Raw genomic sequence first — 24,001 nt, 5'->3', positions numbered from 1 at the left:
TAATAAGGTGCTTAGATGAACATCACGGAGATTCATATTGCGCAATTAACTATCCCATTAATTCGCCCATTTATCACAGCCGTAAGGCGTACCGAATGCGTTGAGGATGTGGTGGTAATGATTAAAACGGATAGTGGTAATTTGGGTTATGGTTCAGCTGCTTCGACTCCCGCTATCACTGGCGACAGTACGGAATCCATTATCACTGCCATTAAAACCATTCTTGGTCCACAGTTGATTGGTCGAAGTATTGCTGAATTGAATTTATTACTCCAAATGAATACTCAGGCCCTAGTAAGAAATACCTCTGCAAAAGCAGCCATTGATATCGCATTGCATGATTTATTTGCCCAATATTGTGGTCTGCCTCTTTACCAATTGTTGGGAGGAAATAAGAACAGCATTAGCTCCTGTATTACGCTAAGCGTTAAAGAGATTGACGCTATGGTGGAGGATGCTGTTGAGCTAGTGAATCAAGGGCATCGAACACTAAAAATAAAATTAGGATTAAAGCCACTTGAAGACCTCAAGCGCGTGCATGCTATTCGTCAAGAGGTGGGCAACTCTATCATTTTACTTGTCGATGCCAATCAAGGGTGGTCTTATGAAGATGCTTTAAAGGTTATTGATTCCTTGGAACAACAGCAGTTGAATATCGCTTTGGTCGAACAACCGATTAAAGCCCAGGATCTACAGCACTTAAAAGCGATTAGCGAACAGGTTGATTCTCTTATCATTGCAGATGAGGCTTGTTTTTCTCCCGAAGATACCCTAAATATTGCCAAAATGAATGCTTGTGATGGGGTTAATATTAAGTTGATGAAATCGGCTGGCCTTGCGAATGCCCAAGCGATTTATAATATTGCTAAAGCAGCAGAAATGAAAATAATGGTTGGGTGTATGCTGGAATCACCGATTGGAATTGCGGCTATTGCCAGTTTTGCTTTAAGTAAGCCTGATATCTTTTATGCGGACCTTGATCCTATTTATTTGATTCGTGACAACCCTATTCTTGGTGGAGCTCAACGACTTGGCGATAAAATTATTTTGTCAGACAAACCTGGTTTAGGAATTGAAGGCATTAGCCAAGGATTGAATCAGATTGGAGTAATCCATTAATGTCTTTCTACATTGAATTAGCCAGTTTAGGGATTATTGTTCTTTATGCCCTGATGTTATTTCGCAATGTTGATGCTTTAATAGCGACTGCACTCTGTGTTGGACTAGGCTATTTGTGGACTTTGAGCGGTCCCATTGCTATCGGAAATTCTTTGGCTAATGCTTTAGGCTCATTCATGGCCTTAGTGGGTTTTATTATTATACTAGGGCATGGTTTAGGTGAGATCTTAACCCATACTCAGGTCAGTCATACGTTAGTGCACAAAATTGTTTATGGGATTGGGGTAAATACCCAGCGGCGAGCGAAAATCGGGATCGTGCTTTCATCATTTATCATTGTAGGTTTACTTGGCACCTTGGCTGGCGGACTAGCGATTTTAGCACCTAGTCTACGTCCTATTGCAGGTTCTGTTGGGCTATCACGCCCCAGTTTGGCTGTATTAATGCAGGCATCTGCTGAAGAAGCTTTAATTCTTGGGCCCTTTGCCCCTCCTGTAGTGGCTTTACTGGGTGTTACAGGACTGAGTTATGAGTCTGTCCTTCTTTATGCCGCTCTTCCTGTGGCTTTGATTACTTTAATTACTACCTGGTTTATGGCTAACCGATTACAACGAAAATATGCGAATGAATCTTGCCAAGAAGAGGATACTTCAGAGCCTTTTGCCCCTAATAAACAACAAAAGCGAACGACTTGGCTTTTTGTGATCTCTTTTATAGCTTGTGTAATTTATGGCTTATTAGCTCATGCGCACACAACTTATGTTATTTTTGTCATGTTATTTCTGGCGCTTATTACTGGATTGGCAAGTAAATTAAGCTTAAAACAAATTTTTAAATTATTAATCGAGGGAATGCGAAAAAGCCTACATCTCTTCCTGTTGTTTATTTTATTTGATCCTTTTATGGTTTTAATTCATCAAGCAGGAGGATTTAATGCATTAACAGCACTATTAGCCCCCTTAATTAATATAGGGGGAAAACCGGTATTATCGATGTTAATTGGTTTTACTGGCGCTTTTGGCATGCCTGGCGCTGCTGAAGCAACGATTAAAATGCTGCATCAGCTCTTTTCTCCTACTGTGTTGCAGATGCAAATGCCCATGATCGCATTCGCTTTGTGCATGATCTTCGCGACCCGTGTAACTAATTATGCCTATCCTGGTGCGAATATGTTTGCTGCTATGGGTTTTGCCGGAAGCAAAAATGTCAAAGCAATGATACAAAACGGACTCGTCGTGACTGCGGCGCAAGTCTTGTTTCTAATTATTTATAGTTTATTTTTATAATTCTGAGTTTTCTCATTCTGAAATCAGATTTCATTTGAAATTCGCTTAGTATATGAATTTTGGGACTCCCTATTATGAAAAATGAAGGTAAGGATGGCTGAGGATAAGCCCAATAGGACTAACAAAAGGAACGCTGCTTCAAAACGACCTGCTAGTGAGATGAGTACGCCGGTGATGGTTGGGGATAAAAATCCTGCGATGGCAAAAATTGCGTCCATAATACCAAGCGCTGAGCCGGCCCATTCCTTGGCAATGTCAATGTTGACCGCATAATAAGAGGCATTAGCACTTAATACAAAACCGACAGCTAAGGAAATAAAAATTAGAGCAACAAAAATATTGTCCGTGGATAAAATAGGGATAATGCACAAAGCAGCGAATAATTGGGAAATAAAAATTGGATAGGAGCGAGAGAGGCGTAAGCTGCTTGTTTTTTTAAAGATGTAATCGCATAGCGTACCCAACCCCCACATCATAATTGCTCCTAATAACCACGGAGCTATTGAATACAAGCCGATTTGTGTTAAATCGAGATGGTATTTGAGCTTCAGATAACGCGGAAGCCAAGTCATGAAAAAGAAAAGGTAATAGCCAAATACAAAAAAGGCCCAATTGTTCAATGCTAGTGTTTTGTTGAAAAATAAAAATTTCCAAGTTACTTTGCTGGGGGCATGAGCGTTGGTTATCGTTTGCTCATTTAAATAACCTAACTCGGCTTGGTTTACATAAGGTGAATCTTTAGGATTATCTTTAAATAGCCAACCCCAGAGAGGAAGCCATAAAATAGCTAATAGCGCTAAAAAATAATAAGCACCTCGCCAAGAAAGATGCAAAATAAGTTGCGACACGATCGGGCCGCTAAGTGCTAAAGAAACGGGTACAGCAATTAAAGCCAAGGCTAAAGCACGATTGCGTTCTGTTTCCGACAACCAATCGCCGATTGCTCTTGTTAAAGCTGGGAAGTTCGGTCCTTCGGCGATACCTAAAATAATTCTCGATAGAATAAGCATGAACAAACCTGTCGCTATACCAGTAATCAGTGAGGCGACGCTCCAGAATAGAATCGATATTGCTAAAGTTCGCTTAGCGCCGAATTTATCAGCTGCAATACCTCCTAAAAAGGTAGTAATGACATAACCAAGGCCGAAGGTCCCCAAGACTAGGCCAATTTCTTGATTGTTTAGGCTGAATTGATTTGCAATATCGTCAATCGCCCTTTTGCGGCACTTCGAGACAGCGCTGCGCGCTTCCTCAGTGTGAACGGGATAAACAAAACGATCAATGAATTAAACAGTCTATTTAATGTGGTGGGGATAGCTCCGCTCGGACTCAGCTCGAGCGGAACAGATAAATCCTCTTTAACCTAATGGTTATGGTTCTCTTGCTCTAGGTAGTCCTGATTAAGAAACGGCGGTTATTTGAAAATCATGCACCTTAGCCAAGACACCTTTTTCCCAGCCCTCAGCGATTAATTCGCCAGCCTTTTTTTGTAATTCAGCAGCTACCTTACCAGCAAAATGGGTTTTTAGAGCCTCATGATTAGGGAAGGTATCAAAAATAGCAAATGTATCGCTATCAGTTTTTAACGCGAGCCATAAATAAGTATCGGGTTCAGTTTGATTAATAACTTCGGCAGCGTTTTTTAAGAACTGCTCAAGCTCTTGGCTTTTTCCAGGTGCCGCTTTCAAGAGAATATAGGCTGCATTTTTTGCGCTCAATACTTTTTTCATAGAAAAATTGTTAGTAGCAATGATGTCAAAATTATTCACATTCTGTAATACCCCTTGCTCCCAGCCATCTTGCACCAAATGTGCTGCATTAGCTTTTAATGCAGCGGCCACTTCACCTGCAAAATGTTGCTCTCTTCCTTTTTCATTTAAGAAAACGTCGAAAATGGCGAAATTATTTTGTTCTTTTAAAGCGAACCATAGAGGAGTGTTGGGTTCAGTTTGGCGGACAAGAATGGCCCCTTTTTGCAGAAAATGCTCAAGATCTAATTGAGTTTCTGGTTTACTTAGTAATTTTATATAAGTGGCTTTTTTAATGCTGTCTGTATTAGTCATCGTCATTTTTCCTGCGTAGTTAGAAGTTATTAAGCCTAAAGTTAAAGCAGTTGTGCCCAACAAATGTTTAAAGTTCATCATTCCTCCATTGACTATCTACTAGTAGATAGATAGGTTAAATAAAAAAATTTAAAACGTCGTTTTAATAAATTGTTTCACTGTCTCGATATAAGAAAAATCATCATATAAGCGAGATAAAAGTAATCCTCCTTCCAATTGCACCAATAAATATCTTGATAGATTCTCAATTGAAAACGGCAACCTCAAGGTTTCAATTTTCGAATTTTCTTCTAACAAGACTTCGCTGAGCCATTTTTCTAAGCTGCTAAAAAAAAGGCGTACCTTGATTTTTAGTTTTTCCGGTAAAGAAACTACATCGGATGCCAGCATGCCTCCTAAACACATTTTCATGTCATTATTAAGGGTGACAGAAAGGACTAGTTCTACCAGCCTTAATAGCTTTTGCTGTAAAGTCAGAGAAGGGTTTACTTTCAATTCATTTAATGAAAAGGTTAGGCGTTCCAATTGCCATTCAATCACTGCAACAGCTAAATCTTCTTTAGTTGGATAATAATAATGAATACTGGATGTTTTAATTCCTACTACAAGGGCAACATCTTTGTAGCTAAACGCATTATAGCCCATCGTTTGGATGAGGCTTTCTGCAGTATTCAGTATTTTTTCTTGCATCGTTGTAGGTTTCATAACGGGCATTCTATCTTCTAGTAGATAGAATTGTCAAATGATTTCTGTCTCTTTGAGTAATTTTTCACCTAATCCTTTAATTCTGTCTTTAAGGATTAGCTATGGTATCATTTTGTTTTCAAGTTTCTTGCCCGTGAACAATGAAATTAAAAATTATCTTCGCTAGTTTATTCGTTAGTATTCAGGTCATCGCTGCTCCTCGTTTTATTTCTGCTGAGCCAATGTTCACAACCCATTTCGATATTAATGGACCTATTTTGTGTAAAACGGCTACTGAAACACTCGCTTATTTAGATAAGGGCAATCTCTATGATCCTCGTGTTATTCACGCAGGCAAAGTGTTTACGGTGCCCCTTTCGCGCGTCAAAGCGACTCTCGCCTTTATATGTCAACATCAAAATGAACTGCAGGATCCTGCTTTTGTAAAAAAACATTTTGATTTTGTTCGTTGGTATCCTGATCTTGAGCAAACCAAGTTCCTCAAGGCAGGTAAACCATTAATCGCCAATTTACCTAGCGATAAGATTTTAATGACCAAGTATTATGTTCCGCGCGCTAAGGTCTCGGACAGTCCCACGACCACCTATCCTTACGCGTTGCATGGGCTGCCGAGAGATGAAGAGGCGCTAACTCTTGAAGAGGCGGATGCAACCCCTGGGCTTATTCGTTTCCAGTATGGAAAGCAAGCCATATTAAAGGGCGCATTAGCCAATAAAAAGATTCCGACTTTAGCTTATTTAAAACGAGATGACTTAGAGGCTGCATTAATGCAAGGTACGATTGTGGTCGATTTTCCTAACCACCAAACAAAAACTTTTAATGTCCATCGCTGTAACAATGTGCCCTACGACAAAGCGAAAAATCCTTACCAACAAGAGCGCTACTGGTATTTTAAGCCAGTAGATGGTATCAAAGGTTATGGTAAGGATGCTGACCATAAAATTACTGTTGATAGCGAAGTTACTTTTGCTGCGGATCTTGAACAATTTGGTCTGGGGAAACTGCTGATGGTGCAATATCCCGATAAAACAGGAAAAATAATGACAAGAGCAGGCATTTTTGCTGACACAGGCGGGGCTTTTCAGAATAATCAATATCAGGTAGATTTTTTAACAGGAAGTTATACGAGTAGCGAAGCTTTTTATCAGGCAAATAAAGATTTGCCAAACTATGTGGCGGCTTACTTCATGATTTTAAAAGAATAATATGAAAATTTTGACAGCTTTCTTATTGTTTATTAATTCCTTAGCGCATGCGTTTTCCTGCTATGAGCCGCAGATTATTCATCAAGCGCCAATTAAATTTAATGAAGAACGAATTGCTTTAACACGGCAATACCAGTTAACTCATTATGGAATTGACTCGAAATCAATCGAGATTGAGCCGAAAATGATTGTCTTGCATTGGACCTCTATCCCCAGTTTTGCAGCGACGTTTCGTGTTTTCAATTCTCCTACGTTTCCGCGAGGTTCGCCGCGAATAAAAGAATTGCCAGGAACCTTAAATGTTTCTGCACATTTTTTAGTTGATCGTGATGGCAGTATCTACCAACTCATGCCCGAAACTTGGATGGCAAGACATGTCATCGGACTCAATCATTTTGCCATTGGTATTGAAAATGTAGGCGGAGAAAACGGTTTAGACGACTTAACCGAGGCGCAGACCAAAGCAAACGCTTTCTTAGTTTGTTACTTAAAAAAGAAATATCCAGGCATAAAATATGTGATAGGTCATAATGAATATTTGCGCTTTAAAAATTCACCGCTTTGGCTCGAACGAGATCCTAATTATCAAACGGATAAATATGATCCCGGACTCGATTTTGTTAATAGGGTGATGAAATTAGTTCATGCGAGTGAAAGCCAATAACTATTCCCCAGGCTAAATAGGCTTGCCTGAACCCACAAGCCTGACTTCCCAGTCAGCAAGCGCAGCCCCTGCTTTATAAGTCGATTCCAAAAATATCAATAAATCTTTTTCCGGCGTTTTAGATTTACGCAGATCATCATAATCAAGAATAAATAAGCCCATGTTGTTATCCCATCGCGCCGAAACAGGTTTGATTTGACTGTTTTCAATGCCTTCAGGTTGGGGGAAGGTGAATGAATAATAGGCTGGACGAGGATAGTTATCATTCCCACTCCACCATCCTGCTTCAACTTGAGTTTCATTCATGGCATTTCGGCGAATATATCCCGCATTAGATCCAGTAGTGGGCACTGCAACCCCCTGATAACGTGCATCCCGCAAATCGAAGGTTCCCCACATAAAACCAATAGGCGGTGTTTTGCCAGTAAATTGAGCATGATATTGCTGCATCATTCGATAGGAACTCACTAAAATTCTCCACCAAGCATTGGCAAGTGCTTTATTGTAGTTTCGTTGTTGCGTGTCTTTATTGAAAGAAATGGGATTGGCAACTTCCTGCGGTAGAGGATTTATTTCTATCGTTATACCGGCCTGAGAAAGCAATTTAAATACGGCTTGAGTAAATTCTGCTACGGACATAGAGTCTATGTGGAACTCTCCCTCATATTGCCAACTTGTTGAACAAATGACTTTGTGAGCGATGAAATCAAGATCCATCGTAAAAATCCCGCTGTGATAGGGAATAGGTCCAGTGGTTAAGCCTCGGCCATTTAGCCAAAAAGGAACATTAGCCCATTGTGGCTCAAAAGGGGTGGTTAATTTTAATTTTCCAATCACTTGCATACCCCTATGTAATAAATAGGAGGTTGATGCGAAGTCTGGATAGGGTAGCTCTGGCCATGCGTCGTAGTTAGATTGCTGTAACATAGTCATACACTTCCTTATGTTTTGATTTAATAATAGACAAGATAATGAATTTGAGTTAGTTATTCTCATTATGTTGGAAATGCGGGAATTGTCATCCCTGTACATGTTAGATATTTCGCTGACAACCAAATTGAGAGATACATCAGTTCGGGAGGAGTGCAAGTCACAGGAACAAAACCTCATAAGTTTTGTTTAAAGTCGAAAAATAATTCTCGAAAAAGTTCGTAAGATTTTTTATTAATGCCAGGACTGCTCGATTCTCTAGGTCCTGCGATGTTTAATATATGAATATTCTGTGCTTCGACCCATTCTTTTAATTTAGCGGAAGCATTGTTTTTCTTATCTAAGCGAATCACCAAATAAGGTTTTCCTAGTTTTTGAGCGTACTCGATAGAGAGTCTTGTGCCATCTTTTATTTTTTCAGCTAAGGGCCAAGTTGGAACGATGATAAGAGTTCCGTCAGAATCCTGAATATTGAGTTTAGTTCTTTCATCTGGATTGGTCGTACTAGTTTCTTTTAAGGATGGGTAAACATCTAAAATACAGCTGCCATTTTCATCTAATCCTCCTTTGGGACACCAGCCACCGATATTAATTCCCATTTCTGCCGCGATCGAAAGAGCAGCTTGGTCTACCCCTGTTTGGCCTCCGGAAACTATTTTTTCAATCATCTAATCTTCCTTTTTCCGCTTCTATAATTATTGGTAAAATGTAAGATGCTCTCGGGATTCAATCAAGGCAAATGACAATGAAACCAAGCAAACAAATTACCATGCGAAAACCACTCATGTTTAATGCCTCTATAGTTATTGGTTGACATAAAACTCTAAATTAGACTAAATCGGTGTTTCAAGGGCAACATTTTATAACTATTGGTCAATCACTGAAGACAGGGTAAAACTATGTTTGATTTTAAATCTGAAGTACTAAACGCGGAAAAAAGAATTAGGCCCTATATCCGGGAAACTGCTCTCGATTATTCCATTGCACTGAGTCGTGAAACCAAAGCGAAGGTATTTTTAAAATGTGAGAATCTGCAATTTACAGGATCTTTTAAAGTACGAGGTGCAATCAATAAATTACTGAGTTTAACTTCTTCCTCAGGTGATCAGGCGGTAGTCACTGCATCATCGGGTAATCATGGGGCGGCTGTTGCATTTGGTTTAAGCAAATTAAACATGAAGGGAGTTGTTTTTGTTCCAGAAAATACATCGCCGACAAAGGTAGATAATATTCGCAATTATACGGCTAATCTTGAATTTTATGGAAAAGACTGTGTACAAACTGAATTGCATGCCTTGGAATATGCGAAACAACAAGAGATGATTTATGTTTCTCCTTACAATGATCTCCAAGTGATTAGCGGTCAAGCGACAATTGGTTTAGAACTGATGAAACAACTCGATACCATTGATATTGTTTTTGTTCCTGTTGGTGGTGGTGGGTTAATTGCGGGAATTGCTTGGTATTTAAAATCGTTCAATCCAAAGATCAAAATTGTTGGCTGTTTACCGCAAAATTCTCCGGTGATGTCGGAATCAATAAAGGCTGATCATATCATTGAAATGGAAACCTTGCCCACTCTATCAGATGCCACCGCTGGAGGAATAGAGCCAGGTGCTATTACTTTTGATATTTGCCGTCAATTTGTCGATGAGTATATTTTGGTTTCGGAGGAAGAAATCAAAAATGCCATGATTAGGCTAATAAAAACACAACATCTTTTGGTTGAGGGTGCCGCTGGAGTAGCTCTCGGCGGATTTTTAAAATTCACAGGCTCAACGGATTATCAGAAATATCAAGGAAAAAATGCAGTGATTGTGCTAAGCGGCGCCAATATTAGTCTTGAAACCTTAAAACAAATTTTAGCGTAGCAATTGTCAGATTTAATATTTAATTAATAATTTACTGGTATATTGCATGAATAAATCTCTATTAAAATAATTTATGACCATAGTTATTAATTCAGCTAATATCGCTCAAAACCCTTGGATGTGGGAGTATCTCGAGTCACAGCGTCAAAAAAATAATGATATTCTGTATGTAGGTAAAAAATTTACCTATAACAATCAAGAATACCAATTGGGAGAAACTATCTTTGCTAGGGAAAGAAACAAAGGACGTGGTTATGCCTACGAAATGGTATCGGCAATCCGCCTTGGTAGTGGGGCTTATGGTTATGTAATGAAAATTGCCTGTACCATTAGCCAAGGGAAAGATAATAGTGGATTCCAAGCATTAGATAAAGATAGAGTGGTGAAATTTGAAGAAACTCGAGATGCGGAAAGAGAGTATTCCGTGGGGCAATATGCTAAGCATATGCATATGAAAAAGCCTGTGCGAGGCCGTCTAGTCATGCGAAATCTCGGTGACCAGACTTTTTACAAATTTATTTGCAAACATTTTCCTAATAATCGCCAAAAAATCCTAGCTTCAACAAAAGAATTACTTGCAGCCTATAAAGAACAATTGATTGAGCAAAAGTTGGTCCATAATGACTTACATTCTGAAAATATTCTCGTTAAATTTAATCCTCGAGGAACTCACAAGCGATTCCAAATGAATATTGTCGATTTTGGTTTAGCGGAATATAAGCCACTAGGCAGAGGAGGTACATTTTTTATAGATTTTAACGATACGATAACCAGCATTCTTCGCCAGCTATGGTCTATACCCGATGCCCCAAGGTCAGTAACAAGGTTTTTGGCAAACTCTCATCGATTTGATGAATATGTTGAGTTTTTTGAAAAACTATTACTTGCCCCTTGTGCCCATACTCAAAGATCATTGGATGATTTACTCTACTTCTTAGAAAGACTAGCCAAAACTCAACCGATATTGAGTGCGGAATTAAAAAAACAAGTATTGGAAGCCCTAAAGAAATCCACTGCTAAAGATATGCAAGCATTAAGGGATGTTGTCCTAGAGTGCAGAGGGCATTTAAAGGAACAGAAGATTGAGAAACCTAGTTTTCCGGTAGTGATATTTGATGAAAATGAAAAAAGACAACGTTTATATTACCAAATAGAACAATACTATTGTGAGCTGGAAAAAAAAGGAGTGTCTCTTAGCAACACTTCCCAGCAAAAAGAAGGTCAAGAACTTTGTGATGTAGTTAATCAACTTAGAACGAAAACTCTGGATGCCATTTATGATTCTAATCCTCAAAAACAAGACCAACTTTTAGAGTGTCGAGATTTTTGTAAAGAATTATTAGCTCAAAATAAAGAACTTTTAGATATTCACCGCGATAACAATTATATCTGGGCGGAAGTGGCTGTTGTATTGAGTTCATTGATTGTTCTCTATCCTGCAGTTTTAGGCATTAATTATCTTTGTACAGGCAAAATCGGTTTCTTTAGTGAAACGAAGAGTGCAATGGGGGCGAAACAACTCGATAAAGATTTTGAAGCATTAAAAACCACTTTCGTAAATTAACATCTCTCTTTGGCTGTTGATAAAAGCGATAGATCTGATACAAAACAGACCGTAATTGATGATTATCCAAGAGGCTATTGGATAGGGGTTTAATCTTTGATCATTGAAAGCAAGGGCATAAATCACAATTAAATTAATCAAGAAAAAATGCAATAGCCAATTTTTAATTTTGACTTGGTTTAACGTATTATTCATGTCCTTATAAACATACAGTTGAAATTCAAAAAAGATAGTTTCTTAGCTAGTAGAGTAAGCCATAAAATTGATTCTCCCAAAAAGTAACGCTTTCATCTATTCCAAATAGTTGTATTAGCATTCCAAATATTCAATGTATTGATTTTCGTTAAAATGATTAAATGTTGTCCGAAATGATTTATGATGTGTGGAGTATTAATGAGAACTAGCCTTGACAACTCTAAACCCGGAGCGAAACGTGCTCGACATGAAATGCCCTCGTTTCAACGGTCAGTAGCTTCTTCTAAAAAAGGACAGTCAACTTATATTGAGGAAATTAATAACTTTGTTCTTGATATTCGTGATATTCGTAATCTAATGCGTCAAAATTCACAACCTGCCGATTTTTCAAAAAATGTTTCTGATGTGTTTATGAAATTGACAGTTTTATTTTCTAAACTTGGACTAGATCCATTTTATGAGTGGGCTGATAGCTTAGCTATACCTAAAAAACGAGCTCAAGAAATTGCATTTTTTGTCTTCAATATTGGAAAAATCACTTCCGAAATAGAAGAGCCCACTCAATTACCCGTTGATTTAATAGAGTTTTTCCTGACTTTAGTCCTAACCTCAGATCCCACTTCCAAAGCTTTGAGCAATATCTTACAAGGCATTGGTATTCTAGTTAAAACGAATGCGATTGCAGGCAAACTAAACAGCGAACTCCTTGCATTTGCAGTGACTAAAATTTTAAACTTAGATGGGCTTCAATCTCGAAACATTAGTTACATTCTCGGTTGCTTAGGTTATTCAGCCAAAGCGCGGGGTTTAGAAGGTAAGATTGACTCCGGCCTAGTTAGCCAGGCTTTAAGCACGCTGCTTACCTTAGTTGGGGATAACGAAGGCCTATTCATTGCTAACAGTCTAAACCAGATAGGCTATATAGCAAAAGCGCAATGTCTAACAGGAACGGTTGATCCTGCTATACTGAATCAGGCACTTACTAAATTGATAATGTCCAATCACCCTCAGTCCCAAAATATTGCCAATGCTTTTAAGGGATTAGCCAATCTTGCTCAAACGCAGCATCTAGCAGGTAAAATTGACTCTGATCTACTTCGCCAAGCTCTTGTAAGGCTGCTAACCTTAAAGGATCTTTCTTCGCGGACCCTTCGCAACAGTCTCAATGACCTAGGTTATTTAGCCCGGGCACAGTGCCTCACGAAAGCGATTGACTCCCGCATACTGAGTCTGGGGCTTATCAAGATGTTAAACTTAAACGATCTCGATGCCCGTAGTATTTCCAATTATTTCAATGGACTAGGTTACTTAGCTCGAGCGCAGTGTTTAGAAGGTAAGATTGATTCTAACTTAGTCAATCAAGCCCTTGAGAAGCTACTTACCTTGGACTGTCCCTATGGGCAGGCCATTTGTAACAGCCTTATTAATGTAGGCTATTTAGCCCTGGGGCAGTGGCTAAATGGAAAAATTGACGCCGTGATACTGAATAAGCTACTTAAAAAGCTTTTAACTTTAAACAACCTCGATGCCCAGGATGTTTCTATGAGTCTTAATGGCTTGGGGTATTTAGCCCAAACACAGCGTCTAAATGGAGCGATTGACTCCCTCACCCTGATTGGGGCTATCACCAAGTTGTTAAGCTCAAACGACTGTCGGTCTCAAAACATTGCTAATAGCTTTACTAGTCTTGCACGCTTGCAAGAAAATGGCTTTATAAGGGATAGGTTGCCTTCTAACGTCATGAAACAATTAGCAATGAAACTAGAGACGCTGCATGCTTCTCAAATACAACGAGTTCGAATGCTGGAACATTGGACAAACTTAATTTCACCGACGGAGCAGGAAGGGTTTGAACATTTCCTAAGAATTGCTAATCAAACTGTTAATTTTTCTTATTTGCATCCTACATTAGCAGTCCGTCTGCTTTCTTCTCTAATTGCTTATAAAAATCATATCCAAGATGAGCGTTTAGATGCTTTATATCAGGATTTTTTGTCGCAAATTACTATTCCCTTAGAACGTTTTTCTCCTTCGGCCCAAGATTCATTAACTTGCTATTTAACTGCACTTGAAGCGCATCCTACCTGGCGTTCTGGTTTAGAGAAAAGTTTGTCTAATTCTGAAACAGAGATAACTAATTCTATCACCGAAGTGGAAGAGAATGAGATAGCTACCCGGCGAACTTCTAATTCTGGAACAGAGAGAACTCATTCTATTACCGAAGTGGAAGAGAATGGGATAGCTACCCGGCGAACTTCTAATTCTGGAACAGAGAGAATTCATTCTATTACCGAAGTGGAAGAGAATGAGATAGCGACACGGCGAACTCAAAAGGCTAGGAGAGTGAATCGGAGCCATAATTCTTTTTTTACTACGGAGCGTAGCGATTCGGCTAACTCAAAAACCTCTGCCCACTGGAATACTGCCAGCCAAAACGCTTTATTTAGAGCAATATCAAATCGTAATGAAGAAGAATTAAAACGCTTATTACGTTTATCCGGACAAAGTTATCCCTCCTCGCTAGAGCCTCAGATTAGAAAAACCTCAGATCCTGCAGGTAGCACCTCTTCGCTGAGAACAAAAGATGCCGCAACCGAACGGGTCAATCAATTTTTTAATAAACTTCCTTTCTCGGCTTTAAAAACCTTAATTGCTCAATCAGAGGCTAAGTATTTTGTTTGGTTGTTTAAGGCTTGTGGTACCCACGAGCGAAATCAACTTTGCCAATCAACCTCAGTCTATGTTTTATGGCAAAATCTGCCTCTGAATGAATTAATTAAGCTGATGAGGAAGATGAGGTCGCCCTTTGCCATTTACATAAACCATCAGTCTTTGATTCATCTCGTTGATGCTTTAACTATTCGATTAGCTCAAAGACCAGCAGAAAGAGAAGCGCTTTTGCATTTACAAACTAGACTCTTGACTGAAGGCATTAGTTATCATGAAAAATGTAGACATATTCATGTTGTGCCTCGTCTTAAATCGCTTTTAGCAGAGGTTAAAAAAAATGACACTAGACTATTAGATGAAGAAAGTCTATGCAGAAATTATACAGGAAGATTTCCTACTCATCCTGTAACTCGAACTCCTTTGCAGGCGCAAGTAGTCTCTGAATCGACAGTAAGAACAGTTCAGACCAGCGGGCGGGCTAGACTTTTTCAGCCTGCAGTTGCTGGAAAGCCGCAGCCCATAATTCGCAAAGATTATTATCCTAGTAATCGAAATTATTTTTATGAAACAGAAGATATCAATAAAATCTTAGAATACCGAATGGCAGCGCTTAAAGACTCTTCCATTGTTTGTCTAGGAGCCGTGCAGCTACAGAGTTCTTCACCAAATGCTCGTATAGCTGCTCTACTGAATGATTGGAAAGCGAATGTTCATTTATCACCAGATAGTGTTACCAAGCTCATTATCCCTATTCATGATACGAGCAGTAATCATTGGGTCGGGATGCAAATTAATTTGCAAGGAACTGAGATTAAAGAGCTCATATATTTTGATGGCCTGTTATCGCAACAGCAACAACGACAACAAATGGATATCATTTATAGAGATTTAGTTGAGGCAGATTGGATTACAAAACCAACCATTATTAAACTAAGAGCTTCTATTAAACAGACTGATGGTAGTAGCTGTGGTGCTTTAATGATAGAAAACTTTTATTGTTCAAATAAAGGTCAATTGTGGCCAGCAAAACCTAACTTAAGCATGATCATTCGTGAGCGGCATTTAAGAATATTGCAGGAAAATGACCCTGAATTTTTTCACCAGTTTGGTCGAAGACAAGAGAAAAATCGCCCAACTGTTCAGAGCATGGCAGTACAAGAACAAACTCATGGGTTAGGAATAGCTCCGAATTGATCTCGGAGCTATTCTTAATAAGTCTTGATTGCACTCTCATCCGATCAACACATAATATAATCAAGTCAGGGAGTAGCTAATGATAGGAATCAATATTCCGGGGTACGGCGACCTAACATTAAAAAATGTAATTTTTTGATTTCAATGCCACCTTAGCTATTGATGGTTATTTAATATAGTGGCAGCCCAAATAAAATCGCAAAGATTCCCATGAGTTAAATACCCTCAAGCAGCGCATCGAGATCAAGGGATGATCGTTGGCCAAGATCTTTCGCATGTTCTCTGAGAAAGGCTTCAGCAGAGCGGCGCCCTTCATCGCGTAACATAAGAAAAAAGTCCCATTCTGCATTGAGTTTGGAGGAATAGCTAAGCTTCAGCATTAAATCACTACTCACGCGGTGTATCCGCATTCGAGCCCATTTTGCCCCCTCTGATTTACCTGGATAGGCTAATTGTCGCAATAAAGCGATCATCCGCAGTTCCTTGAGTAATACGGCATTGAAGGAAATCTCATTCTGGCGGTTAAGGATATCTCTCGCTGACCGAGGAAAGTCTGGGCGCATGACAGGATTAATCTGTACTAAAATCGTATCTTGTGATGTACATTCGCGTACCAGCGGTGTAATAGTGGGATTACCTGAATATCCACCATCCCAGTACTGTTCTCCATTAATTTCGATAGCCTTGAAAAGATTAGGTAGGCAGGCTGATGCAAGTAATACTTCAGCGGTGATTTCGTTATTGCGAAATACTTTTCCCCTGCCGGTACTCACATTGGTTGCCGTCACAAATAATTTGATTTCGCTACGTGCCAATCTTTTGAAATCAATAAGTTGATCTAAAATGTTGTGTAGTGGGTTAGCACCTAAAGGGTCAATATCGTAGGGAGAAACCAATCTAGAAAAAATATCCATGGTTATGAAAAAAGGGGAGTAATCGAGCGACCATTGCCCCAAAACAATATCAAGAAAACTGCGCTGTAAGGGACTAAAACGAGCTGCTTCAGAGATGTTTTTCCAGAACAATTCGAGCGAATTGCGGGCTTCATCAGGACCACCTTTAGTATAGCCATCGGCAAGCACCACAGCACACATTGCCCCAGCAGAGGTACCCGATATGCCATCGATGTGAAGCTTTGGTTCTTCTAGTAAACGATCTAAAACTCCCCAAGTGAAAGCGCCATGGGCTCCACCACCTTGTAGCGCCAAATCAATGAGAATGTGTTCATCTACCTTTTGAGAATAGGGCATATTAATGACTTCCTTGTGGCTGCTTGAGAGTCGACCCATACCGGTTAAACCTGTTTAGTACTCGCTCCAAAATAACTCACAAACAGATTAATGAGCCCTTTTCTTTAGTAGAGTGCGTTTCGAAAAATAAATTTGTCTAGCAATAAGCAAAGGGGTTAAATGGGATTATGTGGTGCAAGCTTAGTGCTCGTCAATCACTCTGATTCCTCTTTGATAGCAGTTAGTTTTTGATTGTTTTAATAAAAAACTAACTGTTGTCTTTGGGGGCAGCTAATTGTTAATGAGCTTCTTGAGTTAGGTTTTTCACCATTGTATAAAATAGAAAGTAGCGTTTAAGGGCTATAAGAGGGCGTCCATCGATAATAGGGCAGCCACAGCCAATTTTTTAGCTATGTTTTCATTACCCGGGATCTCTGGTCTGCGCTTGCGCTGGGATTTTTCTGAATTAGAAAAAAAACTAGCAGACTCAGGACTAAAAAAGCGCTGTGCTTGCTGTTTTGCCTGCAGTGAGTTGCTCTTCATAAGCTTTTTCGGGTTAATGCTTCGAAGCATTCAGTTTCTTGCGATGATTAAAAATTCAGTACAGTATATTAAAAGTTAACAAGTTTGTAAAATTTGTTTTCTATTTGGTATAAAAATACCAGATATGGCTCAATTTTATCTGAAGCTAGGCGAACTGAGTTTCATCAATAGCATCAACGCGATCTGGATAAAATGCAAGATAGCCTTCAATTTTTCCAACAGCAGGGTAAGGCGCTTCATAAGACCAGACTGCATTTTCAGTTTTTTTGCCTCCTATCGAAATATTATAATAGGAGCAGTCTCCTTTATAGGGACAATAGCTTGTATTAGCACTTCGTTGAAGCAAGGACAAATCGACGTCTTTGCGTGGGATATATTGGATTGGGGGATAATTTGCCTCATATAAGGTTAATGCTCCTTCCGTATCAGCAATGATTGTTCCGCTAACCACCACCTTAATACGGTTGGGGTTTCGTTCGATGGTAATCGGATGCTCAGCTCCAGGTAGTTTGATCGGTTTATTTTCCATGCTTATTGTCCTAAATTCTCTTACACTATTCTAAAGTATAGTGATTAACACTTAGTCTGTTAATTTTTTGTGGTGGAAAAATCTAGAAACGGCAACTATCCTTTTTGTAACAAATTATAAAAAGGAAACTATGATCATGTTTAATAACCTATTTTGCAAAATAATGACTGGCATAGGTTTTCTCTTTTTTTCCACTATTGCATTGGCTGACGGTACTCCCAAAGACACTTGGCTGCGGGGGCTTAAGGATTTAGCTCCTGAAATAATTTGCAAGAGTTTTATGCAGGATGCTGATTTAAGCAAAAAACTAAAGGCTGCAAACATTAATTATGATAAATGCCTAACCTTAATTCCCGCGAACTTTGATAAATGCCAAGCTAAATACTACGCGAAGATTCCAGATTCTATCGATAAAGCGGATGCTGATAAGTGGGGAAATAATATTGGCATGTGTATCGGGGGAGAATTTACTGTCGATTATTTACTGATCCCCCAATAATCTTGGGCCAAGGCCCGACATTCCACAAAAATAAAGGAAATGAGCTCTTGGGCCAAGACAGTTGCTATTATCAGGAATTTCCAAAGCTTGAGCATTTGGATAAGCTCTCAACCAGTAATTGGTTTATCCATCCCCAGCAACGTCTAGCCACAGCAAGCCGCTGAGCAATAGACTTACATTCTCGTTCCGATTATACTTCAACCCCAAAGCAACTTTAGCAATTTATTTGTTAGGGATAACGTATGAAAATTATTGATAAACCCATCATGTTAACAGTCAATAGTTGGTGAATATGAAATATTCCGTCATTATTCCAATTTATAAAAACGAAGCCTCTATTTTGGAATTACTTGAAATATTAAAGCAAATGAACAACGATCTTGCGGGGAACATGGAGGCTGTTTTCGTTATTGATGGTAGTCCAGATAAATCTTATGAAATTATTCGAGATAATCTTGAGCATTTAAATTTCCCCGCGCAATTATTGGTTCATTCGCGTAATTTCGGTTCTTTTCCTGCAATACGTTCGGGGTTAATTGCAGCGAGAGGAAAGTTTTTTGGGGTTATGGCCGCTGATTTACAAGAGCCTCCCGAATTATTAATTACCTTTTTCAAAGCGCTGGATGCCGATGAATGTGATGTAGCAATCGGTACGCGAAATGGGCGTCAGGACCCATTTTTATCACGAATGGCTGCGAATCTTTTTTGGGGTTTGTACCGCCGTTTAATCATTCCTGATATGCCGCCTGGTGGTGTTGATGTGTTTGGTTGTAACCAGCAATTTCGTGATCAACTATTACAATTGGAAGAGTCCCGCTCTTCGCTTATCGCATTGATTTTCTGGCTTGGATTTCGCCGTAAATTGGTCAATTACGAACGACAAAAACGCCAAAATGGTAAATCCGCCTGGACTTTCCGAAAAAAATTAGATTATATGATGGATAGCATTTTTGCATTCACAGATTATCCTATTCGCATGTTGATTCGCACAGGAGCAGTCGGCACCCTTTTTGCGCTTGGTCTAGGAACGCTTATTTTTGCTGCACGTATCATGGGGATGATTGTAGTCCCAGGATACGCAGCGATTATTCTCACCGTGCTATTGTTAGGCGCCCTCAACATGTTTGGACTAGGACTAATCGGTACCTATGCATGGCGAGGTTATGAAAATAGTAAACAGCGTCCCTTAGCGGTGGTCGCATTGAAACACATCAATGAATGGGGTCATGAATGAATAATTCAGTAGTTAAACATCCAACTTCTGATGTCCAAGCACTCACCATTGGTGAAGGAACAAGGATTTGGCAGTTTGTTATTATTTTACCAGAAGCTAAAATTGGCGCCGAAGTGAACATTTGTTCGCATTGTTTTATTGAAAATGATGTCATCATTGGTGATAGGGTAACTATTAAATCTGGCGTGCAACTTTGGGATGGGATTCGCGTTGAAGAGGATGTATTTATCGGCCCAAATGTTAGCTTTAGCAATGATAAATTTCCTCGTTCTAAACTCTACCCCGAAAAGTTTTTGGAAACCCGCATTGAAAAAGGCGCTTCAATAGGAGCTGGAGCGGTGATTTTACCAGGCATTACTATTGGTAAAGGGGCAATGATAGGCGCTGGAGCGATTGTCACTAAATCAGTCCCTCCTTATGCTATTGTGACTAGTCCTGCGAGCAAAGTAGTGGGTTATGTCAAAGCGGATACAGACAACTCTCAAATGCAACCTGATGCAAAGATAGCAGAACCAATTGAAATTGGCGTAGGAAAAGTGACCTTGCATCAATTTAAACTCATGCAAGATCCACGGGGAGATTTATCGGTTGGTGAATTTATGAAAGAGATCCCTTTTTTCCCAAAAAGATATTTTTTGGTATTTAATGTTCCTGCGGAAAAGGTTCGTGGCGAACATGCCCATCATGAATGTCATCAGTTTCTTATTTGCATCAAAGGGAACTGCTCAGTCATGGTAGATGACGGCAAGAACCGTAAAGAGCTCGTCCTTGATGCACCGAATAAAGGACTTTATCTTCCACCCATGACTTGGGGGGTACAATATAAATTTTCCCAGGAGGCAGTACTCTTAGTTTTCACCTCTGACTATTACGAAGCGAATGATTATATTCGCAATTACAGCGAATTTTGTTCGCTTACTGACAATTAGGTCTTGCTTATTTTTTAATGATAAGATTAGCACTCGATCGATATTTAAAGGCTCTCGTGTCTAGGATTGCTTTCCAATACCTTAGTGTGTATTATGCAATGCGCTTCAGAGACTAGGGATCTGTTACCCGATTTGCCTTTGTTAGTTAGTGATAAAATACTTCCTATTATAGATGTGATGAGTAAAATAAGATTGGTTGATCACACTAAAAAACATTTATAGCAATTAAGGATTAACATGGCTGTTACACCAGGATTTGAGCGAAATTCATTGCCCCCCTCTAGAGAGCAAAGAAGAACCTATTATGGTTGGCTCTTGATGTTATTAACGTTATCATTTGTAATCATTGCGCTATGGCTGCCCTTCGGATTTAGTTTAACTGCTTTAATTGAAGAATGGGGCATCATCGGTACTTATACCACCCGTGGCCTATTTTTTATTGCTGATACAGCCAGTCCTTTAGCGGCTCATGCATCACGTCCGCTCACTGTGTTTCCTCACTCCGTTGCCTTCTATTTAGATAACAATTCATTTAATTACTGGCACCTGGTATTGATGCTGTCTTTCCTGATAAAAGGCTTTTGCTTTGGTTTTTTAATTAGAAAAGCCACAGGTTCTTTGCAATGGGCATTTTTAGCCGCGATTCTGGTAGTTCTTTATCCTGCCGATACTATGCAAATGACCTTTCGCGGTCTTCATATTAACTGGGCGCTATCGCTACAGTTGTTAGCCAGTTATTTTTTTGTATTAGCCTTTCAAGCTAAGCCTTTGATTCGTTATTTTGTCTTTAGTGCTTTAGCGGTAATTTTTAACTTTGCTGCAATCTGTATGTATGAGGCTGCAATTCCGCTTTTAATGCTGCCTTTTTTAATAATCTACGCTGAACATGGGATACGCGGCACTTACAGTCTATTGTGGTCTCGAAAATTACTTGTTATAGCTTGGGTTTCAACTTTAGCTATCTATCTGGTTTACCTTCATAATTTAACCCCTGCTATAAAGACATATCAAAATACGCTCATAGGTGGACGAAGTTTGTGGGCACTTATTACTCAAACACCCTATTCTAAGTTGTTTTCAGTGGGTGTTTTACGCGCTTTATTGGGTAGCTGGTTCGACGCATTTGGGATGCTTTTTAAAGAGTTTGGTTTATATGGTTATCTTTATCTTGCGCTCATTCTAAGTAGTATCTATGGTTTATTCTTATTCACTAGGACAGCTTCTCTCAAAGAGCATGAAGATAATAATGAAGCCAGAGCCAGTCTGCTGCGATTAGCTGTTGCAGGGTTCTTATTATTGATTTTGGGATATTCAACTTTTCTTTATTTGCCAAGTTACATAGCAACTACACAACGGACTTACTTATTTGCTTCACCTGGAGCGGTGATGGTTTGGTTAGTCCCTTTAATGCTCATTGCAAAGCACTCCAGGAAAATAGCGATTAGTTTAAGTTTTTTGTTAATTGGTTTAGGATTAGCGGCGCAATTATTTCAGTTTCGCCATTATGTACAAATTTCTATGATTCAGCGTTCTTTGCTAAAAGCAATTGTTGAAAATTACGATGGTAGAAAAGATAAAACCTTACTCGTTTTAGATAAAACTAATCAGTTGAATTATACCTGGATGTTTTTAACTCCTAATTTGCAAGGTGCGTTGTCTTATTTTTATAACCACTCCCTAAATCAAATTTTAGTTTGCCGTTCCCCTGGGGAAGGCTGGCAGTTATATGATACTCATCGTTCAGGTTCATGCCTTGAGCATGAAGACAATTGGTCTTTTGTATATCCGGAAATTTATTCAGGCATAGAAAATAAGACACCACATCCAGTACAAGTTGTGCCTAAGAAGGATTTGTATATTGTGACCATTGAGCCTGATGGTTCGGTAATTGCTGATCCTAAGATGGATAGCTACCGTCAAGATTTACGCCACGGTCAAAGTTTGAGTTCCTTACGCTATCGCAATATTCTAGCTGATAATACTTGGCTCCCACATTTTACAAAAATTTGGAAGGCGCCAACTCCCGATCGCTTCCAATGGGATTTCGGAGATTGGTGGGGTCTGGATATACCTATTCCGGGAAATGGTTGGGATGAAGCAGGGTGGATGGTTAATAGTTTTCACCATAAGGCCTTGGCTGCCAAAATAGCACAAGATGCCAACTTGCTATTTAATTTAAGACCTAGCGCTGATGTTTATCAATTGCGCGTGACCTTAGCAAATATTATTAATGACAATATTCGCAACACGCTCAAAATGCGGATTAATGACCACGATATTGCATTTCGCTGGTTGGACTTTAATCCTAAGGCTATAATTCCAAATAACATAGATGTAGTAGCGACTATCCCTCGACAGGATCTATTGTCTGGTGTTAACTCGCTTGTTTTTAGTTCTGATATAGTCAAGGAATATTACGGGCTATCATTTCAGGTGGTTTCCATCAATTTATCACCGCTTCACTCTGCTGCTGCAAATACTGTGAATTCCGAAAAGAAGGATAAAATCTAAATGATTCTAGTAACGGGAGGATGCGGTTTTATTGGAGCCAATTTTATTTTAAATTGGCTGGCAGCGAATGATGAACCTGTGCTTAATTTAGATGCATTAACTTATGCTGCCAATGTTAATAATTTATCGGCGCTAAAAAATAATAAAAATTATTTATTTGTGCAAGGTGGTATAGAAGATAGAAGATTAGTTAATCAGTTGCTCACTAACTTTCAGCCACGAGCAATTATTAATTTTGCTGCTGAAAGTCATGTTGATCGTTCTATCCATGGCCCAGAAATATTTATTCAAACAAATATCGAAGGCACATTCCAACTACTAGAAGCAGCACGTCATTATTGGCTATCTATTAGTCAGGAGGCGCAAAAAAAATTTCGTTTCTTACATGTATCCACAGATGAGGTTTATGGTTCACTCAATCCAACTGATCCTGCGTTTACCGAAGGAAAAAACTATGAACCAAACAGTCCTTACTCAGCCAGTAAAGCGGCTAGCGATCATTTAGTTCGAGCTTGGCACCACACTTATGGATTGCCTGTTGTAACGACTAATTGTTCTAACAATTATGGTCCTTATCAATTTCCTGAAAAATTGATCCCCTTAATGATCAACAATGCCTTAGCAAATAAAGCATTAACCTTATATGGCGATGGAAAAAATGTTCGCGATTGGTTGTATGTCATTGATCATTGTAATGCAATCGAGCGTGTTTTAGTTGAGGGTCAAATTGGCTCAACCTATAACATAGGTGGCCACAATGAAATGACTAATTTGGAAATTGTAGATACTATTTGTCAATTATTGGATGAATTGCAACCAAGTCCAGAAGGGAGCTATAAACGCCTAATTAGCTTTATCAAAGATCGGCCAGGGCATGATAGAAGATATGCTATCAATGCACAAAAGATCGAAAAAGAGTTAGGATGGAAACCAACGGAAACTTTTGCCACGGGTATACGCAAAACAGTACAATGGTATTTAACCAACAGACAATGGTTAGATGACATCATTTCTGGCCATTATCGCGAATGGCTTCAGAAACAATATTCCGAACAATAAGA

Annotated in this window: 20 protein-coding genes; 12 read left to right on the top strand and 8 right to left on the bottom strand. The window is 39.2% G+C overall.

The features are described 5' to 3' along the window. Positions 1 to 15 precede the first annotated feature (15 nt). Entirely contained in the window at positions 16 to 1,119 is a 1,104-nt protein-coding gene (locus Lnau_RS01610; protein ID WP_058503407.1) for a dipeptide epimerase, read from the top strand. Continuing rightward, entirely contained in the window at positions 1,119 to 2,405 is a 1,287-nt protein-coding gene (locus Lnau_RS01605; RefSeq protein ID WP_058503406.1) for a TRAP transporter large permease subunit, read from the top strand. The genes Lnau_RS01610 and Lnau_RS01605 overlap by 1 nt, the downstream gene beginning before the upstream one ends. Positions 2,406 to 2,428: 23 nt before the next feature. Here Lnau_RS01605 and Lnau_RS01600 read toward each other — a convergent pair whose 3' ends face one another. From Lnau_RS01600 to Lnau_RS01590, 3 genes are all read right to left on the bottom strand, one after another. Further along, positions 2,429 to 3,616, bottom strand: coding sequence for an MFS transporter (locus Lnau_RS01600; protein ID WP_338011300.1), 1,188 nt, complete (start codon positions 3,614 to 3,616; stop codon positions 2,429 to 2,431). A gap of 189 nt (positions 3,617 to 3,805) precedes the next feature. After that, the gene (locus Lnau_RS01595; protein ID WP_238585898.1) at positions 3,806 to 4,549 is read right to left on the bottom strand and encodes a putative quinol monooxygenase; all 744 of its coding nucleotides are present in this window, start codon (positions 4,547 to 4,549) and stop codon (positions 3,806 to 3,808) included. Positions 4,550 to 4,597: 48 nt separating this feature from the next. Next, entirely contained in the window at positions 4,598 to 5,182 is a 585-nt protein-coding gene (locus tag Lnau_RS01590) for a TetR/AcrR family transcriptional regulator (RefSeq protein WP_065240226.1), read from the bottom strand. 131 nt (positions 5,183 to 5,313) lie between these two features. On the opposite strand from Lnau_RS01590, the gene Lnau_RS01585 reads away from it, so the two are divergent. Together Lnau_RS01585 and Lnau_RS01580 are read left to right on the top strand one after the other, a co-directional pair. Further along, positions 5,314 to 6,378 carry an MltA domain-containing protein gene (locus Lnau_RS01585; RefSeq protein WP_058503403.1) on the top strand — a complete coding sequence of 355 codons (1,065 nt, stop codon included), beginning with the start codon at positions 5,314 to 5,316 and terminating at the stop codon, positions 6,376 to 6,378. Between the two features lies 1 nt (position 6,379). Beyond that, entirely contained in the window at positions 6,380 to 7,042 is a 663-nt protein-coding gene (locus tag Lnau_RS01580; protein WP_058503402.1) for a peptidoglycan recognition protein family protein, read from the top strand. 12 nt (positions 7,043 to 7,054) lie between these two features. Here the strand turns inward: Lnau_RS01580 and Lnau_RS01575 are convergent, their stop codons facing one another. Further along, complete coding sequence (locus Lnau_RS01575; protein WP_058503401.1) at positions 7,055 to 7,975, bottom strand: DUF5996 family protein; 921 nt, start codon at positions 7,973 to 7,975, stop codon at positions 7,055 to 7,057. A gap of 173 nt (positions 7,976 to 8,148) precedes the next feature. Then, on the bottom strand, positions 8,149 to 8,640 hold the full coding sequence (locus Lnau_RS01570) for a putative molybdenum carrier protein (protein WP_058503400.1): 492 nt from the start codon (positions 8,638 to 8,640) through the stop codon (positions 8,149 to 8,151). Between the two features lie 231 nt (positions 8,641 to 8,871). On the opposite strand from Lnau_RS01570, the gene Lnau_RS01565 reads away from it, so the two are divergent. The 3 genes from Lnau_RS01565 to Lnau_RS01550 all read left to right on the top strand — a co-directional run bounded on the left by Lnau_RS01565 (position 8,872) and on the right by Lnau_RS01550 (position 15,466). Continuing rightward, positions 8,872 to 9,843, top strand: coding sequence for a threonine/serine dehydratase (locus Lnau_RS01565; RefSeq protein ID WP_058503399.1), 972 nt, complete (start codon positions 8,872 to 8,874; stop codon positions 9,841 to 9,843). Between the two features lie 73 nt (positions 9,844 to 9,916). Then, on the top strand, positions 9,917 to 11,407 hold the full coding sequence (locus Lnau_RS01560) for a protein kinase family protein (RefSeq protein ID WP_058503398.1): 1,491 nt from the start codon (positions 9,917 to 9,919) through the stop codon (positions 11,405 to 11,407). A gap of 393 nt (positions 11,408 to 11,800) precedes the next feature. Further along, positions 11,801 to 15,466 (top strand): Ulp1 family isopeptidase, encoded by a 3,666-nt coding sequence (locus tag Lnau_RS01550; protein WP_058503396.1) that lies wholly within the window; start codon positions 11,801 to 11,803, stop codon positions 15,464 to 15,466. A 215-nt stretch (positions 15,467 to 15,681) separates the two neighbouring features. On the opposite strand, the gene Lnau_RS01545 is transcribed toward Lnau_RS01550, so the two are convergent. The 3 genes from Lnau_RS01545 to Lnau_RS01535 all read right to left on the bottom strand — a co-directional run bounded on the left by Lnau_RS01545 (position 15,682) and on the right by Lnau_RS01535 (position 17,767). Next, positions 15,682 to 16,716 carry a patatin-like phospholipase family protein gene (locus Lnau_RS01545; protein WP_058503395.1) on the bottom strand — a complete coding sequence of 345 codons (1,035 nt, stop codon included), beginning with the start codon at positions 16,714 to 16,716 and terminating at the stop codon, positions 15,682 to 15,684. A 339-nt stretch (positions 16,717 to 17,055) separates the two neighbouring features. Further along, positions 17,056 to 17,238: a hypothetical protein gene (locus Lnau_RS01540; RefSeq protein WP_133134947.1), complete on the bottom strand. Its 183-nt coding sequence runs from the start codon at positions 17,236 to 17,238 to the stop codon at positions 17,056 to 17,058. A gap of 145 nt (positions 17,239 to 17,383) precedes the next feature. Next, on the bottom strand, positions 17,384 to 17,767 hold the full coding sequence (locus Lnau_RS01535) for a DUF427 domain-containing protein (protein WP_058503393.1): 384 nt from the start codon (positions 17,765 to 17,767) through the stop codon (positions 17,384 to 17,386). Positions 17,768 to 17,903: 136 nt separating this feature from the next. Between Lnau_RS01535 and Lnau_RS01530 the strand changes: the two genes are divergently transcribed. From Lnau_RS01530 to rfbB, 5 genes are all read left to right on the top strand, one after another. Further along, entirely contained in the window at positions 17,904 to 18,266 is a 363-nt protein-coding gene (locus Lnau_RS01530; RefSeq protein ID WP_058503392.1) for a hypothetical protein, read from the top strand. 292 nt (positions 18,267 to 18,558) lie between these two features. Next, the gene (locus tag Lnau_RS01525) at positions 18,559 to 19,500 is read left to right on the top strand and encodes a glycosyltransferase family 2 protein (RefSeq protein WP_058503391.1); all 942 of its coding nucleotides are present in this window, start codon (positions 18,559 to 18,561) and stop codon (positions 19,498 to 19,500) included. Beyond that, positions 19,497 to 20,429, top strand: coding sequence for a WxcM-like domain-containing protein (locus Lnau_RS16860; protein WP_058503390.1), 933 nt, complete (start codon positions 19,497 to 19,499; stop codon positions 20,427 to 20,429). Before Lnau_RS01525 ends, Lnau_RS16860 begins: the two co-directional genes overlap by 4 nt. A 237-nt stretch (positions 20,430 to 20,666) precedes the next feature. Next, positions 20,667 to 22,940, top strand: coding sequence for a hypothetical protein (locus tag Lnau_RS01515; protein WP_058503389.1), 2,274 nt, complete (start codon positions 20,667 to 20,669; stop codon positions 22,938 to 22,940). After that, positions 22,941 to 23,999, top strand: coding sequence for a dTDP-glucose 4,6-dehydratase (rfbB, locus tag Lnau_RS01510; RefSeq protein ID WP_058503388.1), 1,059 nt, complete (start codon positions 22,941 to 22,943; stop codon positions 23,997 to 23,999). The last annotated feature ends 2 nt before the right edge of the window (positions 24,000 to 24,001 follow it).

The sequence above is a fragment of the Legionella nautarum genome (assembly GCF_001467895.1).
In the GTDB taxonomy this organism is placed as follows: Bacteria; Pseudomonadota; Gammaproteobacteria; order Legionellales; family Legionellaceae; genus Tatlockia; species Tatlockia nautarum.
The sequence above is the reverse complement of the archived record's forward strand: the minus strand, read 5'-3'. Positions and strand labels throughout refer to the sequence as shown.